The sequence below is a fragment of the Psychroserpens sp. genome (assembly GCF_036960315.1).
Taxonomy (GTDB): Bacteria; Bacteroidota; Bacteroidia; order Flavobacteriales; family Flavobacteriaceae; genus Psychroserpens.
This window is the reverse complement of the sequence record NZ_JBALVR010000002.1, coordinates 26,181-42,533: the sequence shown is the minus strand read 5'-3', so window position 1 is coordinate 42,533 and position 16,353 is coordinate 26,181. Positions and strand designations below refer to the sequence as shown.

The window sequence follows — 16,353 nt, the reverse complement described above, 5'->3', positions numbered from 1 at the left end:
TTGAAAAAAATAGCATTATTTGTTATTTGTATAACCACATTAGCGTCATGTGATTTCTTTAAAAAATCAGATGACAGAATACCTGTGGCTAGAGTTGGTGAACGTTATCTCTACCAAGAAGATATTATCGATATAGTCGTTGAAGGCACTCCTAAAGATGACAGTACTCAAATTGTAAATACTTTCATTAATCGTTGGGCTACACAGCAGTTACTTTTGGATGGAGCCGAACGTAACTTATCTGAACAAAAACAAGAAGACTTTAATAAGATGGTAGATCAATACAAAAATGATTTATATACCAAAGCTTATCTAGAGGCACTTGTTAAAAAAAGTATCGACACTGTAGTTGATGAAGCTCAGGCTAAGCAAGTTTTTGAGGCTAATAAGGAAAGCTTCAAGCTTAATGAAGAGTTGGTGAAATTTAGATACATTACCATTCCGCAGAATGCTATAAACGAAGATGAAATCAAATTGCGTTTTAAACGATTTGATGCTGAAGACAAGCGATATCTAGATTCTATTTCGGTTCAGTTTAAGACATATTCGCTTAATGATTCGGTTTGGGTGAAAGCTTCTCAAATAACAGAAAAAATCAGTGTTCTGAATTCTAAAAACAAAAAAGAACTGTTAAAAAAATCTAATTTTGTACAACTCAAAGATTCATTAGACCTATATTTGATGCAAATAAAAGACGTCTTATCTCAAAACGATTTGGCGCCTTTGGAGTACGTTAGACCTACGATAGAACAAATCGTAATTAACAAAAGAAAATTAGAGTTGATAAAACTACTTGAAAAAGATATTACCAAAGATGCAATTAAAAACAAACAATTTGAAATCTATAACTAAATCAGTAATTACAACAATTATATTGGGTGTGTTAACTGTCAGTGTGTCATTTGCCCAAGAAATAATTCAAGATGTAGAAGATACTTCAAAAAAGAAAATGGATTCTACTCAAACTTCAAGTCGAAAAAAAGTAGATGGTGTTGCTGCAGTAGTTGGGGACTATGTCGTTTTAGATTCTGACATTGATAAGGAATACATACAATTACAAGCAAGAGGCGTGTCTATTAAGGACATTACAAGATGCCAGTTGTTTGGAAAATTACTTGAAGACAAACTATACTCACATCATGCTATACAAGATAGTATTACGGTTAATGAACTTGAAATTCGTTCTAATATCGAACAGCAAATGAGTGCGTTTTTGGAAGAAAAAGGATCTATGCAGGAGCTTTTGGATTACTATAATAAGGATAGTGAGCAAAGTTTGCGTGAAGAAATGTTTGAAATTAACAAAAATGGTAAGTTAGCTTCAGAGATGCAACGTAAAATTGTAGAAGATGTAGAAGTTACTCCTGAAGAAGTAAGAAATTATTTTAATAGTATCCCGAAAGAAGAACGTCCTGATTTTGGTACAGAACTTAAAGTAGCTCAAATTGTTGTAATACCAGAAATTTCTCAAGAAGCGAGACAGGCAGTTATTGACAAGCTTAAGGAGTATAAGGCAGACGTTATTGAAAACGGAGCTAGTTTTACAACGAAAGCTGTGTTTTATTCTGATGATACTGCCGCTAAAAAGAAAGGTGGTATGTATACCCTTAATAGAAAGCGACCTCAAATGGTAAAGGAGTTTCGAGATGTTGCTTTTTCTTTAATAGAAGGTGAAATCTCTGAGCCTTTTGAATCAGATTTTGGATATCACATTATTCTTCTAGAGAAGATAAGAGGTCAGGAATATGATGTAAGACATATACTCTTACGTCCAGAAATTAGCGAAGCTTCAATATTAGCTGCTAAAGCTGAAATAACTAAAGTAAGAGAACAAGTTCTTGCTGGAGATATGACATTTGCTGATGCTGCACGTGAGTTTAGTGATGAAAAGGAAACTAAATTTGAAGGTGGTCAATTAATCAATCCATACACACAGGATTCAAGTATGGAACTCACAAAAATGGATCCAGAACTTTATGGTCAGATTCAAGATTTAAAAGATAATGAAATAAGCTTGGTACTACAAGATCAAGATAGAATTAACCCGATTAAATTCAAAATACTAACAGTTACTGATAGAATAAATGAGCATGAGGCCAATTTTTCTCGTGATTATCTTAAAATCAAAGCTTTGGCTTTACAAGAAAAGCAATACAATGAAATCCAGAAATGGCAAGAAGAAAAGATTTTCGATACTTATGTGAAAATCAGTGCTGATTACAAGAATTGCGAGTTTGAAAGTAACTGGTTAAAAACAGAAAAAGAATAATATGTCCGACGTCGCTGCAATTGAACAGTTTGTAAAAAGATATAATGCCCTAAGAACCGAAGTTGCCAAAGTTATTGTTGGTCAAGATGCGGTTGTAAATCAGATTTTAATCTCGATTTTTTCAGGAGGTCACTCCTTATTAATTGGTGTTCCTGGTTTAGCAAAAACATTAATGGTAAATACCATTGCGCAAGCTTTAGGATTAGATTTTAAACGAATTCAGTTTACGCCAGATTTAATGCCAAGTGATATTCTAGGTAGTGAAATATTGGACGAAAACAGACAATTTAAATTTTTAAAAGGGCCAATATTTGCCAACATTATTTTGGCAGATGAGATTAATCGTACACCACCAAAAACGCAGGCAGCTTTACTTGAAGCTATGCAAGAACGTGCTGTCACAGTTGCAGGACACCACTATAAATTAAGTTTACCGTATTTCGTTTTGGCAACACAAAACCCAATTGAGCAAGAAGGAACATATCCCTTACCAGAAGCTCAGTTAGACCGTTTTATGTTTGCTATTAACTTAGATTATCCTTCGTTTGAAGAAGAAGTAGAGGTTGTAAGATCTACGACAACAGATGTACAAGCCACAGTAAATGCTTTGTTTACTGCTCAAGAAATTATAGATTTTCAAAATGTAATTCGTCGTATTCCAGTTGCAGATAATGTTATTGAATACGCTGTGAGCATGGTAAGTAAAACAAGACCAAATACATCTGCAGCTTCAGATTTGGTAACAGAGTTCGTAGATTGGGGAGCAGGACCAAGAGCATCTCAAAATTTAGTGTTAGCTGCAAAAACACACGCTGCAATTCATGGAAAGTTTTCTCCAGATATTGAAAACATACAAGCTGTTGCTTCAGGGATTTTACGCCACAGGATCATTAAAAATTACAAGGCAGAAGCAGAAGGTGTTACAGATGAACAAATTATTAAAAGTTTATTTTAATTAGTCCAACAAGTTTCTAATATCTTGTTTTAAAAGTGTAACATCGCCATCTAAAAGAATGTTGTAAAATCCACGAATGTAGTGATCTTTATCTATCAAGGCCACATAGCTCGAGTGGTAAAAATCAGTGCCATCTTCATTAGGTCTAAAGTTGGTCTTTAGCTTATTAGCGATGACTTTTAATTGGTCTTCGGAAGGCGCTCGCAATAATTCCCATTGTTTAGAAGTAATACCATGTATTTTGGAGTAATACTTTAATTGTTCTATTGTGTCTTTTTGAAAATCAATTGATACCGAATATTGCTTGAAGTCACTTTCATTTGAGAATTCATTAGCTATATCTTGCTGCTTAATACGCATTGGCGGACAAATAGAAGGGCAGGTTGTAAAGAAGAAATTCATGGTGTGCACAATTCCTTCAGTAGAAGATGACGTGATCGTTTTTCCATCCTGATTTATGAATTCAAAATCATCTATTTTATAAAGTTCCTTTTTTCCGTCTATATAATTAAAACTCAAAACAGGAAGTTCCGAAGTCTTGTCTTTACAAGAGAAGACTAGAAATATTAAACAGGATATGATTTTAAATTTCAAGAGTCTAAAGTTTGAGTTCATTGACCTTTTCTTGCATTTCTCCATCGTAATAGAAAATTGCCATACTGGCCATCATTTCTTGGTCTTTATCTGTAGTGTTGTCTACTTCTAATTCCATTTCATAAATATGATCTTCATACATCCAGATTCCTTTTTGACTAGAAAATGAAGGTGTGTTTTTTAAGCCTATCTTATCTGTGAAATTCTCACTTTTACAATCGTAGATAACCGTTCCCGTAGTTTTGTCACTCAGCTTGAATCGATTTGCAAAAGGGTGAAGATGTGATGTTATTTGATGTAAACGGATACTATCCTTAATGTTTAATTGCGCAGAAGTATCATAAGTATAGTTATGTTTTCCAGATTTTATAATCCAATGTCCTGATAGCGGATTTCCATCAGTATCGATATAGGTGTGATTCTTAGTTTCTACTGGAATACAAGCATTTGGTAGTTGTTCTGTTGGACCTCCATATGGGTTTTCAGGATCAAAAGGAAACATCATAAATACTGTTTTCGGTTGCAAAGGAATCAATGCTTTTTTGCTATTTTTCACAAAACCAATTTCAATTTTATGTTTGATATTAAAAGTGGAGTCTGTGATGTTATGATTAAGCGCTTGCGCATTGATGAATAATCTTTCGTTTGAAAATACAGGGAAACCAAAACCATCAGGCAATTGAAAATCCTCAACGCCATTGCTAATAGAGGTTATTCTTGGATATTGAGAATTGATACGTTCGGTCATATTCCAACGATTATAATGTTCGGCATCACGATATTCAAAATTGGTGTGACATACAAAATCGTTAGATAGTTTTCGTTTCTCATCAGAGGAAACCGCATTGGTTTTAAAGGATCTTAACCAAAGTAACTCTTCTTTTGAATCGTCTATAACAACATATTGGTCAGATTTTGGACCTTCCATGGATTTGTAGATGTTACTAATCACGAAAGTAGGAGAGGTGAACACCACCTTATCTTTGCTGAGGTCTTTTTTCCATTCCGAATCTACTAGATTCAGTGTATAGTACATCTTAGATTTAATGAGTTCTTGATGTCTTGTCTTTAAAGATTTGAAATAAATAAATCCACCAACAAGAATCAAAACCAGAAAAATTAGTATAAATTTAAACCTCTTACGCATCATAAATTGTATCTAATCAAATGTAATGAAAGCGTTAGTATAAAAAAAATGATGATATTGTTCTCAGTACAATTTTATAAATGAAAATAAATTACGAGAAACGAATTTTCGGATTGGATATCATGAGAGCAGTTGCTATTTTATTGGTAGTTTGTTCTCATGCGGTTTGGATTTTTCCACAGACTAAAAATCTAGCTACTGATTTAATGAGTATTGCTGGTGTGATTGGTGTGGAAATTTTCTTTGTGCTAAGTGGGTTTTTAATTGGCAGGCTCATTTATAAACTATTTACAGCTTCAGAATATGGTTTTAAAGCTGTGACTTATTTCTGGGTGAGACGTTGGTTTAGAACACTTCCCAATTATTATTTAATTCTCGTTTTTAATGTGCTTTTGGCCTTGTATTTAGGAGCGACCTTACGAGATAACTTTTGGCAATACTTTTTATTTGTTCAGAATTTTTCATGGGAAATGCCTTTATTTTTCGGTGAATCTTGGAGCTTACCCATAGAGGAGTTTGCCTATATCATTGGGCCATTATTATTGTATTTGGTATTGTTTTTAAGACTGAAAATAAACAAATCAAGATTATTTTTTATAATCACAAGTCTAATTGTACTCTTCTTTTTTGTCACAAAGATTTACTATAATTTGAACCATCCAGAAACCGATATGATGTTTTGGAATGTCAATCTTAAAGCTGTTACCATTTACAGAATAGATGCGATTTATTATGGTGTTTTGGCGGCATATCTATCACTAGTCAAACCAAGCTTTTGGAGACGATATCGATTTTTGTTTTTAGGAATTGGTGCTTTACTATTTTTAGGTCTAAACTTTATAATCCCAACTCAACAAGTTTTTATAGAAAGTTATCCGTTTTTTTGGAATGTGTTGTATTTGCCTATAAATTCTATTGCCATTGCTTTGGTGCTTCCAGTATTGTCGCTAATTAAATCGGCTCCTAAATTTCTATTAAAGCCAATAACTGTCATCAGTTTAATTTCTTATTCGATGTATTTAATTCACTATTCGGTAGTGATGCAATTGTTGAAATACTTTTTTCCTACGGAAGGATTGTCAATGTCAACACTCTTAGTTTATCTGTTCGTTTATTTCTTGGTCACTATTATACTTTCATATCTGCTTTATGTGTTTTTTGAAAGACCAATGACCAATCTTAGGGAACATAAGAAAATTAAGAATCATTTTAAATAAGGTCTAATTGTTAATTTAATAATTTTCATATATTTTTTTTATTAATAATTCAATAAGTGCATAAATATTATGTCGTTCACTGATTTATATTCAATGCTTTTAGCATTTCATTACATATTTTAAAATCAGCTATAAAATTCGTAATTTTGCAGTCCCGAAGCATCGGGATTAATAACGATAATTAACCTTTAAATAATATATATGGCTTTTGATATAGACATGATAAAAAAGGTTTATGCAAATATGTCTGAGCGTGTTGATGCAGCTCGTGATATAGTTGGTAAACCACTAACACTTTCTGAAAAAATATTATACTCTCATCTTTGGGAAGGAAATCCTACAAAAGTATTTACAAGAGGTAAAGATTATGTGGATTTTGCACCAGATAGAGTAGCATGTCAAGATGCAACAGCTCAAATGGCATTATTGCAATTTATGCAAGCTGGTAAACAAAAAGTAGCTGTTCCTACAACAGTGCATTGTGATCACTTGATCCAAGCAAAAAATGGAGCGAGTACGGATTTACAACATGCCATTAATACGAGTAACGAGGTATTTAATTTCTTAGAGTCTGTATCTAATAAATATGGCATAGGTTTCTGGAAGCCAGGTGCAGGTATTATTCACCAAGTGGTTTTAGAAAACTACGCGTTTCCTGGAGGAATGATGATAGGTACCGATTCACATACAGTAAATGCTGGTGGATTAGGTATGGTTGCCATTGGAGTTGGTGGAGCAGATGCTGTTGATGTTATGGCTGGTATGGCTTGGGAATTAAAATTCCCGAAGTTAATTGGTATAAGATTAACTGGTAAATTATCTGGATGGACAGCTCCTAAAGACGTGATTTTAAAAGTAGCAGATATCTTAACCGTAAAAGGTGGAACTGGTGCAATTGTAGAATATTTTGGTCCTGGAGCAACAGGAATGTCTTGTACAGGAAAAGGAACTATTTGTAATATGGGTGCCGAAATAGGCGCAACAACTTCTACATTTGGGTATGATGAATCTATGGAACGTTATTTACGTGCTACAGATAGAGCAGATGTAGCTGATGCTGCAAACCAAGTAAAAGACTATTTAACAGGTGATGCCGAAGTATATGCAAATCCTGAACAATATTTTGACCAAGTTATTGATATTAACTTATCAGACTTAGGCCCATTATTAAATGGACCATTTACGCCGGATTTATCAACTGCAGTTGGTTCTACAATGACCGAAAAAGCTAAAGCTAACGATTGGCCATTAAAAGTAGAATGGGGATTGATTGGGTCTTGTACCAACTCGTCTTACGAAGATTTATCTCGTGCGTCTTCTATTGCACAACAGGCTCTAGATAAAGGTGTGAAAATGAAATCTGAATTGGGTATTAATCCTGGTTCTGAGCAAGTACGCTTTACTGCTGCTCGTGATGGAATACTTCAAGTTTTTGAACAATTAGATGCTAAGATATTCACCAACGCTTGTGGACCATGTATAGGTCAATGGGCTCGGTATGAAGATCCTAAAAACGCACCTAAAAATAGTATCGTTCATTCGTTTAACCGAAACTTTGCAAAGCGTGCCGATGGAAATCCGAATACACATGCCTTTGTAGCATCTCCTGAATTAACTGCTGCGATTGCTATTGCAGGTCGTTTGGATTTTAATCCTATAACCGATAAGTTAATAAATGAGAATGGAGAAGAAGTGATGCTAGATGAACCAACAGGATGGGAATTACCTCCAAAAGGGTTTGATGTTGATGACAACGGATATTTAGAACCTATGGCTGATGGTAGTGGAATTCAAGTTACTGTGGCCTCAGATTCTGAAAGACTACAACTATTAACGCCATTTGAACCTCTTGGTGGTTCAATTACTGGAGCTAAACTATTGATTAAAGCCTTTGGTAAATGTACAACAGATCATATTTCTATGGCTGGGCCTTGGTTACGTTACCGTGGACATTTAGATAATATTTCAAACAACACATTGATTGGAGCTGTAAATGCTTTTGGAAAGAAAACAAACTTTGTGAAAAATCAATTAACAGGTGAGTTTGGTGGTGTGCCTGATACAGCTAGAGCTTATAAGGCAGAAGGCATTAAATCTTTAGTTATTGGAGACCATAATTATGGTGAAGGATCTTCTCGAGAACATGCTGCAATGCAACCTCGCCATTTAGGTGTTGCTGCTGTAATTGTAAAATCATTTGCACGTATTCATGAAACAAACCTTAAAAAACAAGGGATGTTGGGATTAACATTTGCTAATGAAGCTGATTACGATTTAATTCAAGAAGATGATACATTCAACTTCTTAGATTTAAACGAATTTGCACCAGACAAGCAATTAACAATTGAAATTGTTCATGCAGATGGAAGCAAAGACAGTATTAAAGTAAATCATACGTATAACCAATCTCAAATTGACTGGTATAATGAAGGTTCTGCTTTAAACTTGATTAAAAAAGAAAATGCAGCTTAATTTCTGTATTTAGATAAAAAAAGCTCTTGAGAAATCAAGGGCTTTTTTTTTGCTATTTTATAAGTGTTATTGTGTTAGATTTAATGTGCATTACCGACTACAGTAATTCGTTTCTATTTATAATCCATTATGGCAAAATCTAAAAAATCTAAAATTTATAATATTCTTTTTATAGTAGTCATTGCTTTGCTTATCATCCCGCAAACAAGACAACCCATTCAAGTGTTTATTAATAAGGGCATTGCTTCAATTATTAAACCATCGGTTATTGATGTTTTAGAACGTAAATCAATGTCGAATTACAACTGGAAGTTAAGAGATACTTCTGGTAATGATTTTGATTTTCATACTGCGGAAGGGAAAGTGATCGTAATTAATTTCTGGGCGACTTGGTGTCCACCTTGTATTGCTGAAATGCCTAGCCTTGAAGAACTTTATCAGAAATATAAAACTAATGACGAGGTTGTCTTTTTATTCGTATCTAATGAAGATACCGAAGTTTTATATGAATTTATGGCACACAAGAATTATAGTTTTGAGGTCTATCAATCTTTAACCGATTATCCTACAGAATTTAATGTGTCTTCGATTCCAAGAACATTCATCATTAGTAAAAAAGGAGAGATCGTTATTGATAAATCTGGCGCTGCCAATTGGAGTAGCGAGCGAGTTACCAATACGATTGATGAGTTGCTTAAAGCGTTTTAAAAAAGGCTTTAATAAACGACCAAGAAAATAGTGACATCATAATTTTTAACTCTTCAGAAAACGAAGACTCTTCATCTAAAAAGCGAAACATGGTTTGTGCCGAGTTTTTATCATAAAACTGCTGGAATATCCATTCACCTTTATGATTATCATCTTTTAAAACTTTCAGAAACACCTTATCGTAGAACTTATATTTAGATTTAAATAAGCCACTTGAAGGGGCTTTATTGGTCTTAAGGTTTTCAATGATTTTAGCAACCTTATTTTCGGTGTGTTTAAATGAATATCCAGTAGATCCTTTTACCCAGCCGCCTCCTGTACCAATTTTTGTAATCTTGTTGGTATTGAATTTTTCAAAACTATAATTCGTCATCGGAATTTGACCCATTTCAGTTTCTAAAATAGAATACGTGTCGATCTTTAGGTAATCTTTAATATAGGTTTTGATAAACGTATCGTAAACCGTTTCGTCGACGGCATGTTCTGTAAAATAAGTGAATTCAACTAAGGCTTCAGTTTTAGAAAAAGGAAGTACATATGTGAATGTGGTTTGATTTCCATCTTTGAGGCGATAGTCCATCATCGTTACAGTGTCTTCATCAAACGTTTCAGTATCGGTTTTAATAACCCAGCCTTTAAAATGTTGAATGATAGAAATAGCATGTTTCGATTCTGAATAAAATTCTTCAGGAACTCGACTATCAAAAACATGAGAGGCCGTGTATGAATTTTGATTAGTAGTTACATTGACTTTATCTCCTTCTATAACTGAAGTGACGTTCTCGACAATAAAATGGATGTTATCCTGTTGATGGAGTTGTGCTTTAGCTTCCGTGTAAAAATCTATAGCACGTATCGTTTTGTAGGTATACGGATTTAGATTTAAGCCAATTGTTTTCTTTGAAGTTATAACCGAAGCTTTACTCCAAGAGTTATGAATGATAGCATTCCACTGCGAAGGTTCAGTCTCCCAAAAACTCCAAGTTTTGTCATTAGTATCCTTTTCAGAAGGGTCAATTAGAGCAATTTGTTTGTCCTTAAAATGAGAGTCAGAAGTGAGTTCTAGAGCTAGCTGTAGTCCAGCTAAACCATTTCCTATAATGATATAATCGAAATGGAAATGCTCTGTCATAAAAGTGATGAAATACTATTTTTTAAAGTATTTGAAAGGTACAAAAAGCATCCCAAAACATTCGCCTTTATCCTTACCCAAATGCTTGTGATGAATTTTGTGTGCCCGTCTCAGGCCTTTGGCATACCAGTTGTTGGCATTTCTTAAGATCTTAAAGCGTTGGTGGATAAAAATATCGTGAACTAAAAAGTAAGCAGCTCCATAGGCCATAATACCTAATCCAATTGGTAGGCAAAACCATACACCTTCATAACTCCATAAATAGAAACAGGTCATACTTACAACGGCGTAGAATATAAAAAAGGCATCGTTACGTTCAAACCAGCTGTCATGATCCTTGTGATGATGATCTTTATGTAAACTCCATAAAAAACCATGCATAACATACTTATGTGTAAACCATGCCATAAATTCCATGGTACCGAACACACCTAAAAAAACAAGAATCCAATATAGAGTTTGCATACAATTATATTAAATTAAGTTGATATTTGACATAGCTTCTCGTGAGTAACTCAAACTTTTTGTAGTTGGGCACTCTAATTCTGGTTGATTTAATTTCTAAAGCTGGTGTTTTTTTTAATTTTTTTAGCAACTGACTGTAATATCGATAAGCCATAAAAACGCCAAATTTGGCTTCAATAGGTAATTTTTTTATGCCTTGTAAGCCTTTTGCGAAATCACTTTCAATATCAGTGATAATGGCTAATTTAGATACTTCGTCTAAATGATTAAGATCTGTGTTTGGAAAGTATGTTCTGTTTAAACTGTCAAAGTCTGCCTTTAAATCTCTAAGAAAATTCACTTTTTGAAACGCTGAACCCAGGCTCATTGCAGAGTCTTTCAATGCTTCGTATTTCTCTTGATCACCTTTTACAAATACTTTTAAACACATCAAGCCCACAACATCTGCGGAGCCGTAAATATATGCTTTGTATTCTGCATCTGTTAGGTAATTATTTTTGTGTAAATCTAAGCGCATACTTTTCATGAATGCATCGACCAAACTTTTATCAATGCTGTATTTATGGTAGGTCTCTTGAAACGAGTTTAAAATTGGGTTTAAGCTAATTTTGTGTTGAAGCCCTAATTCTAAGTCTGTAGAGAAATTATTAAATAATAACTCTTTATCATAATCATGAAATGAATCAACGATTTCGTCTGCAAATCTCACAAAACCATAAATGTTATAGATATCCTGACGTATAGAGTCAGATAGCATCATTGTCGCCAATGAAAAAGATGTGCTATAAGACTTTGTAACCAACTTACTGCATTGGTTTGAAACGGTATCAAAAATAGCTTTCATATTTAGTTGCTGTGGTGTTTTTTAATGAGTTCTGCTACTAGTTTCCCGGAAATTAACGATGGTGGAACTCCTGGTCCTGGAACCGTTAGTTGTCCTGTGAAATATAGGTTGCTGACTTTTTTGCTTTTCAATTTAGGTCTCAAAAATGCGGTTTGAAAGAGCGTATTAGCCATTCCGTAGGCATTACCTTTATATGAGTTGTAATCGTTTACAAAATCATTGACACAAAAGGATTCTTTAAATATAATGTTTTTTTGAACGCTTTGCGAGGTGAGCATTTCAAATCGATTAATAATTTTATTAAAATAGTGCTCCCGTAATTCTGAATTATCCTCTAAACCTGGCGCTAACGGAATTAAGAAAATTCCAGTTTCTTTTCCTTCTGGTGCAGCGGAATCATCTGTTATTGAAGGGAAGCTTGCATAAAACAATGGGTTTTCAGGCCATTTTGGCGTATCATAAATGTCTTTTGCATGAACATCGAAATCGACATCAAAAAATAAGGTATGATGGTTTACGTTTACTAGTTTTTTATCAAAGCCGACATAAAACAATAGGGAAGAAGGAGCAAAGGTCTTTTCTTCCCAATACTTTTTAGAGTATTGAACGTATTTTGAATCTAAAAGTGTTTCAGTGTGGTGATAATCCGCTCCACTCAATATTATATCACTTTCATAAGTTGTCTTATTTGAAACAATTGCGATTGCTTTTCCATTATCTACGATGATTTTATCGATAGAGCTTTCCGTTTTTATGGTCACACCTAAACTTTTTGCTAATGCTTCCATGGCTAGAATTACCTGATACATCCCTTTTTTTGGGTGAAATGTGCCAATTCCGAAATCGGCATAATTCATAAAACTATAGAACGAAGGTGTATTATCTGGTTTTGCTCCAAGGAATAATACAGGAAACTCGAGAATCGTAGCGAGTCTATCATTTTTGAATTCTTTCCTAACGTCCTTTTTTATGGTGCTAAAAAACTGACCAATTTTCTTCATGGTTACAGGTGTTACCAATTCGAATGGTGAAACACCAGGTCTATAAACGAGGTCTTTTATGGCTACTTCATAGTTGTTTTGTGCAGTGTCAATGAATTTCATTAATTTTTTTGAGCTTCCTTTTTCTTCCTTTTCAAAGGCTGCGCAAATTTTTTCTATAGTATCTTCAATGGTGATATAATCATCTTTTCCGAAGTATACGCTATAAGCAGGATTCAATTTCTCTAAAGTGTAATAGTGCTCTGGAGTTTTATTGAAATCTGAAAAGAAACGTTCAAATACATCTGGCATCCAATACCAAGTCGGTCCAATGTCAAATGTGAAACCCTCTTTTTTGAGTTGTCTAGCACGACCACCAATAGTTTTGTTTTTTTCAAATATGGTCACATTGTATCCGTCTTTTGCTAAATAGCATGATGCTGCTAAAGCAGAAAAACCTGAACCAATAATTGAAATGTTATTACTCATTGTTTAACAAATTTAAACAAAAGTTAAACAACTTTGGCATTAAGGATGCTTTTTTATAGTTTTTTAACTAAATTTTTAATGCTATCGAAGGGTGTAATCTGTTTTGGAAGCTTGCTTATGTCAGTCTCACTAAGCATTCTGCCTAATACCCATAATCTAACATTTTTCTTGTAAAGTATTTTTTCTGAAAACTCTTTAATATAATTATCAATGTTGTCTTTTTCAGGTTTAACTGTAAAATAGGAAACAAAAGTGATTTCATCATAGAAGTCTAGAATATCTATTAGGCTATTTTTAGGGACACTTTGTCCTAGGTAAATGCTTTGATGACCATTGGCAATGATTTCATAATTTATCATCATTAAACCAAGTTCATGAACTTCATTTTCAGGGAGAAATAACACAAAAACCTTTTTGGATCTAATTTGATTTTTAGATTGAATTGCTTCAGTACTAATAAGAATTTTTTGTCTGATCAAAGTCGTAGCAAAATGCTCATGAGCAGGCGTAATAGTGTCTGTTTGCCAAAGCATTCCAATTTGTGTAAGTAAAGGAATAAAGTCTTCATAGAAAATTTCGGGGAACGATTTTTCTTTTTCCAAACGCGCATAGGTGTCATAAAATAGCTTTTGATCAAAATTGATCATGGACAGCTTAAATGTACTTAATAGATGATTGTTTGTATTGTCGTTTTGCGCTACATCTCTAACGAGTTGTGGTATATTTTTACTGTCGATGGCTGCAATCTTTGAAATTTTATAGCCATTAGTATTTAGATAGCCAATATTTAAAAGCTTTTGAAGATTAGCTAGACTATAATACCTAATATTGGTGTCCGTTCTTTCGGGTTCTAGTAGGTTGTATCTTTTCTCCCAAATCCTGATAGTGTGTGCCTTAATACCAGTGAGGTTTTCAAGATCCTTTATACTGAATGTACTCTTTATGTTGTTCATTTTTATTTTCGAAAGCTTAAACAAAAATAAACTTTTTTTAGTTCTGAACTACATTTTAAGTTTTTTTAATAGTAAAACCAGAAACAATGTAGATCGATTAATTGGTAAATAAAAAAGAATAAGAGGAGAAAAAGTGTGTTTGAGAATCCCAAAGCGTCGTGAACTCTTTCAAGACCTATTTGAGATTAAAGTTTTGAATTACATTGGGATTCATAAAGTGCGCACGAGAAGACTCGAACTTCCACGGACTAATGTCCACCAACCCCTCAAGCTGGCGCGTCTACCAATTCCGCCACGTGCGCATTATTTCAGTAAAGATAAAAAAAAAGTTAAGCGAGTGCTTAACGATTTTTATTGTGACCAGTCTGGGGCTCGAACCCAGGACCCTCTCCTTAAAAGGGAGATGCTCTGCCAACTGAGCTAACTGGTCAATAAGTTTCTCTAACGAGGGTGCAAATATAAAACGTTTAATTAATATTCCAAACCTATTATTGGATATTTTTTTGTTTTTTTGTTATTGCTTATATTATGTTTTTAATAATTAATTTATAAGGAGAAAATGACGCTATTTTTAATTGGATATATGGGTTCTGGTAAATCAGTAATTGGTAGGGAATTAGCAGAGATTCTGGGCTATAATTATATAGATTTTGATGAGTTTATTGAAACACAAGAAAATGCGACAATCAAAACTATTTTTGATACTAAAGGCGAAATTTATTTTAGAAAAGCCGAAAGTAAATATCTTAATGCTATAATCAATTTAGAAAAAACGATTGTTTCCCTTGGAGGAGGAACACCTTGTTATGGAAACAATATGAGGCAAATTTTAGATTCAGATGATTCTAAGGCTATTTATCTCAAAGCAACTATTCCAACATTGTCAAATCGATTGTTTGATGAGAAATCTAAAAGGCCACTAATTTCTCATGTATCATCAAAAGAACTACTCAATGAGTTTATTGGAAAGCATTTATTTGAAAGAGCGCCTTTCTATGAACAGTCTAATTTCAGTATAAAAACCGACAATAAATCGATTAATGAAGTGTTAGAAGCTATACTATTACAATTATTTTAAATAGGCTTCGTACGTTTTCCCCGATAGGACGATTTCTACATGTTCATTTAGAGAGGTAGATAGAGATATGCCTTTAAAATCGGCTTTAATAGGATATTTTTTATGATTTCTATTCACTAATACAGCTGTTCTAAATTGTTTTAATGGAACATTTAAAAAATGTCTTACCCCATAGATTAATGTGCTACCAGAATTTAGAACGTCGTCAATAAGCACAATAGATTTATTGATATACTCATCTTGGTTTAGAGAGGTCGTTATGGGTTCTAAGGGATTTTTTTTGTCAATCGTTACTTTGCAAAGTATAGGTTTCAAGTCTGAAATTTTCTCAAGATTTTGCTTGAGCTTCTTTGCAAGTATATAACCGTTCTTTTCAATTCCTGCCAAAATGATGTCTTCCTCATATACATTGCTTTCATAAATTTGATAAGCAATACGTCTTATTTTATGTTGAATTTCCTGATGGTTGAGTATTGTGTTTTTAGGAATGCTCATAGGTGTTTTCGATTTCTTCAAAGATAAAAAAGAGTTTTCTTAAACGCACTTTAAATTTTAGATATCTTCTTCTGGTGTTTCGTAAAAGCCGTCTATGTCTCTTCGGTCCTTTTTTGTTGGTCTACCAACACCTTTTTTGCGATAATAATCCTTTGAATATTTAAGTAATTCTTTGGACTCAAAAGCTTCTTTTGGAGTCACATCTTTTCTGTAAAGGTCTACAAGTTTGGCACCAACTCTACTTTCCGGTAGGTCATTGACAATTATATGATAGTTAATTTGGTCTTTTCTAAACTCAATTTTGTCGGTAGCATAAACATCTCTGCTTGGCTTTACAACTTGACCATTGACCTTTACATGACCTTTCTTGCATGCATTGGTTGCAATGCTTCTCGTTTTGCAATAGCGTATGCACCAAAGATATTTATCGACTCTCATGTTAAAACTGTGAAATTGACGTTAATAGTATTGCACAAAAATATTATATTATTGTATCTTGCGAGATAAAAATAAGCAATATTGAACGATTCAAATTCTATTTGAATTAAAGAAAAA

The 16,353-nt window shown here is 33.5% G+C and carries 16 protein-coding genes and 2 tRNA genes; 7 read left to right on the top strand and 11 right to left on the bottom strand.

What is annotated here, in order from left to right:
- The 3 genes from V7719_RS03860 to V7719_RS03850 are packed head-to-tail and all read left to right on the top strand — an operon-like array spanning position 1 to position 3,224.
- Entirely contained in the window at positions 1–852 is an 852-nt protein-coding gene (locus tag V7719_RS03860) for a peptidyl-prolyl cis-trans isomerase (protein WP_335728555.1), read from the top strand.
- Entirely contained in the window at positions 836–2,269 is a 1,434-nt protein-coding gene (locus tag V7719_RS03855; RefSeq protein WP_335728554.1) for a peptidylprolyl isomerase, read from the top strand. The genes V7719_RS03860 and V7719_RS03855 overlap by 17 nt, the downstream gene beginning before the upstream one ends.
- A gap of 1 nt (position 2,270) precedes the next feature.
- A complete protein-coding gene (locus V7719_RS03850) occupies positions 2,271–3,224 on the top strand; it encodes an AAA family ATPase (RefSeq protein ID WP_335728553.1) in 954 nt (317 codons plus the stop codon).
- Here the strand turns inward: V7719_RS03850 and V7719_RS03845 are convergent, their stop codons facing one another.
- Together V7719_RS03845 and V7719_RS03840 are read right to left on the bottom strand one after the other, a co-directional pair.
- A complete protein-coding gene (locus V7719_RS03845) occupies positions 3,225–3,818 on the bottom strand; it encodes an SCO family protein (protein WP_335728552.1) in 594 nt (197 codons plus the stop codon).
- Between the two features lie 4 nt (positions 3,819–3,822).
- Positions 3,823–4,854, bottom strand: a complete 1,032-nt coding sequence (locus V7719_RS03840) for a hypothetical protein (RefSeq protein ID WP_335728551.1) — start codon at positions 4,852–4,854, stop codon at positions 3,823–3,825.
- A 191-nt stretch (positions 4,855–5,045) separates the two neighbouring features.
- Here V7719_RS03840 and V7719_RS03835 point away from each other — a divergent pair, with 191 nt between their 5' ends.
- The 3 genes from V7719_RS03835 to V7719_RS03825 all read left to right on the top strand — a co-directional run bounded on the left by V7719_RS03835 (position 5,046) and on the right by V7719_RS03825 (position 9,362).
- Complete coding sequence (locus tag V7719_RS03835; protein WP_335728550.1) at positions 5,046–6,182, top strand: acyltransferase family protein; 1,137 nt, start codon at positions 5,046–5,048, stop codon at positions 6,180–6,182.
- 201 nt (positions 6,183–6,383) lie between these two features.
- Complete coding sequence (locus V7719_RS03830; protein ID WP_335728549.1) at positions 6,384–8,654, top strand: aconitate hydratase; 2,271 nt, start codon at positions 6,384–6,386, stop codon at positions 8,652–8,654.
- 129 nt (positions 8,655–8,783) lie between these two features.
- A complete protein-coding gene (locus tag V7719_RS03825; RefSeq protein ID WP_335728548.1) occupies positions 8,784–9,362 on the top strand; it encodes a TlpA family protein disulfide reductase in 579 nt (192 codons plus the stop codon).
- Here V7719_RS03825 and V7719_RS03820 read toward each other — a convergent pair.
- From V7719_RS03820 to V7719_RS03790, 7 genes are all read right to left on the bottom strand, one after another.
- Positions 9,349–10,494: a lycopene cyclase family protein gene (locus V7719_RS03820; protein WP_335728547.1), complete on the bottom strand. Its 1,146-nt coding sequence runs from the start codon at positions 10,492–10,494 to the stop codon at positions 9,349–9,351. The two genes, V7719_RS03825 and V7719_RS03820, sit on opposite strands and share 14 nt — an antisense overlap.
- Positions 10,495–10,509: 15 nt before the next feature.
- The gene (locus tag V7719_RS03815) at positions 10,510–10,959 is read right to left on the bottom strand and encodes a sterol desaturase family protein (protein WP_335728546.1); all 450 of its coding nucleotides are present in this window, start codon (positions 10,957–10,959) and stop codon (positions 10,510–10,512) included.
- A gap of 4 nt (positions 10,960–10,963) precedes the next feature.
- Positions 10,964–11,803: a phytoene/squalene synthase family protein gene (locus V7719_RS03810; RefSeq protein WP_335728545.1), complete on the bottom strand. Its 840-nt coding sequence runs from the start codon at positions 11,801–11,803 to the stop codon at positions 10,964–10,966.
- A 2-nt stretch (positions 11,804–11,805) separates the two neighbouring features.
- Positions 11,806–13,272, bottom strand: coding sequence for a phytoene desaturase family protein (locus V7719_RS03805; RefSeq protein ID WP_335728544.1), 1,467 nt, complete (start codon positions 13,270–13,272; stop codon positions 11,806–11,808).
- A gap of 53 nt (positions 13,273–13,325) precedes the next feature.
- Positions 13,326–14,225, bottom strand: a complete 900-nt coding sequence (locus V7719_RS03800; protein WP_335728543.1) for a MerR family transcriptional regulator — start codon at positions 14,223–14,225, stop codon at positions 13,326–13,328.
- A 218-nt stretch (positions 14,226–14,443) separates the two neighbouring features.
- Positions 14,444–14,527 (bottom strand) — tRNA-Leu (locus V7719_RS03795).
- Positions 14,528–14,582: 55 nt separating this feature from the next.
- Positions 14,583–14,655 (bottom strand) — tRNA-Lys (locus V7719_RS03790).
- Between the two features lie 129 nt (positions 14,656–14,784).
- Here V7719_RS03790 and V7719_RS03785 point away from each other — a divergent pair.
- Positions 14,785–15,303 (top strand): shikimate kinase, encoded by a 519-nt coding sequence (locus V7719_RS03785; RefSeq protein ID WP_335728542.1) that lies wholly within the window; start codon positions 14,785–14,787, stop codon positions 15,301–15,303.
- Here the strand turns inward: V7719_RS03785 and V7719_RS03780 are convergent.
- Together V7719_RS03780 and V7719_RS03775 are read right to left on the bottom strand one after the other, a co-directional pair.
- Complete coding sequence (locus V7719_RS03780) at positions 15,295–15,798, bottom strand: phosphoribosyltransferase family protein (RefSeq protein ID WP_335728541.1); 504 nt, start codon at positions 15,796–15,798, stop codon at positions 15,295–15,297. The two genes, V7719_RS03785 and V7719_RS03780, sit on opposite strands and share 9 nt — an antisense overlap.
- 57 nt (positions 15,799–15,855) lie before the next feature.
- Positions 15,856–16,236 carry an RNA-binding S4 domain-containing protein gene (locus V7719_RS03775; protein WP_335728540.1) on the bottom strand — a complete coding sequence of 127 codons (381 nt, stop codon included), beginning with the start codon at positions 16,234–16,236 and terminating at the stop codon, positions 15,856–15,858.
- Positions 16,237–16,353: the final 117 nt, after the last annotated feature.

Excerpts from the sequence above, each read along its gene's own strand:
- V7719_RS03805 (WP_335728544.1), bottom strand. The coding sequence starts at position 13,272 with ATGAGTAATAACATTTCAATTATTGGTTCAGGTTTTTCTGCTTTAGCA.
- V7719_RS03815 (WP_335728546.1), bottom strand. The coding sequence starts at position 10,959 with ATGCAAACTCTATATTGGATTCTTGTTTTTTTAGGTGTGTTCGGTACC.
- V7719_RS03835 (WP_335728550.1), top strand. The coding sequence starts at position 5,046 with ATGAAAATAAATTACGAGAAACGAATTTTCGGATTGGATATCATGAGA.
- V7719_RS03820 (WP_335728547.1), bottom strand. The coding sequence starts at position 10,494 with ATGACAGAGCATTTCCATTTCGATTATATCATTATAGGAAATGGTTTA.
- V7719_RS03785 (WP_335728542.1), top strand. The coding sequence starts at position 14,785 with ATGACGCTATTTTTAATTGGATATATGGGTTCTGGTAAATCAGTAATT.
- V7719_RS03810 (WP_335728545.1), bottom strand. The coding sequence starts at position 11,803 with ATGAAAGCTATTTTTGATACCGTTTCAAACCAATGCAGTAAGTTGGTT.
- V7719_RS03850 (WP_335728553.1), top strand. The coding sequence starts at position 2,271 with ATGTCCGACGTCGCTGCAATTGAACAGTTTGTAAAAAGATATAATGCC.
- V7719_RS03780 (WP_335728541.1), bottom strand. The coding sequence starts at position 15,798 with ATGAGCATTCCTAAAAACACAATACTCAACCATCAGGAAATTCAACAT.
- V7719_RS03830 (WP_335728549.1), top strand. The coding sequence starts at position 6,384 with ATGGCTTTTGATATAGACATGATAAAAAAGGTTTATGCAAATATGTCT.
- V7719_RS03800 (WP_335728543.1), bottom strand. The coding sequence starts at position 14,225 with ATGAACAACATAAAGAGTACATTCAGTATAAAGGATCTTGAAAACCTC.
- V7719_RS03840 (WP_335728551.1), bottom strand. The coding sequence starts at position 4,854 with ATGTACTATACACTGAATCTAGTAGATTCGGAATGGAAAAAAGACCTC.
- V7719_RS03825 (WP_335728548.1), top strand. The coding sequence starts at position 8,784 with ATGGCAAAATCTAAAAAATCTAAAATTTATAATATTCTTTTTATAGTA.
- V7719_RS03775 (WP_335728540.1), bottom strand. The coding sequence starts at position 16,236 with ATGAGAGTCGATAAATATCTTTGGTGCATACGCTATTGCAAAACGAGA.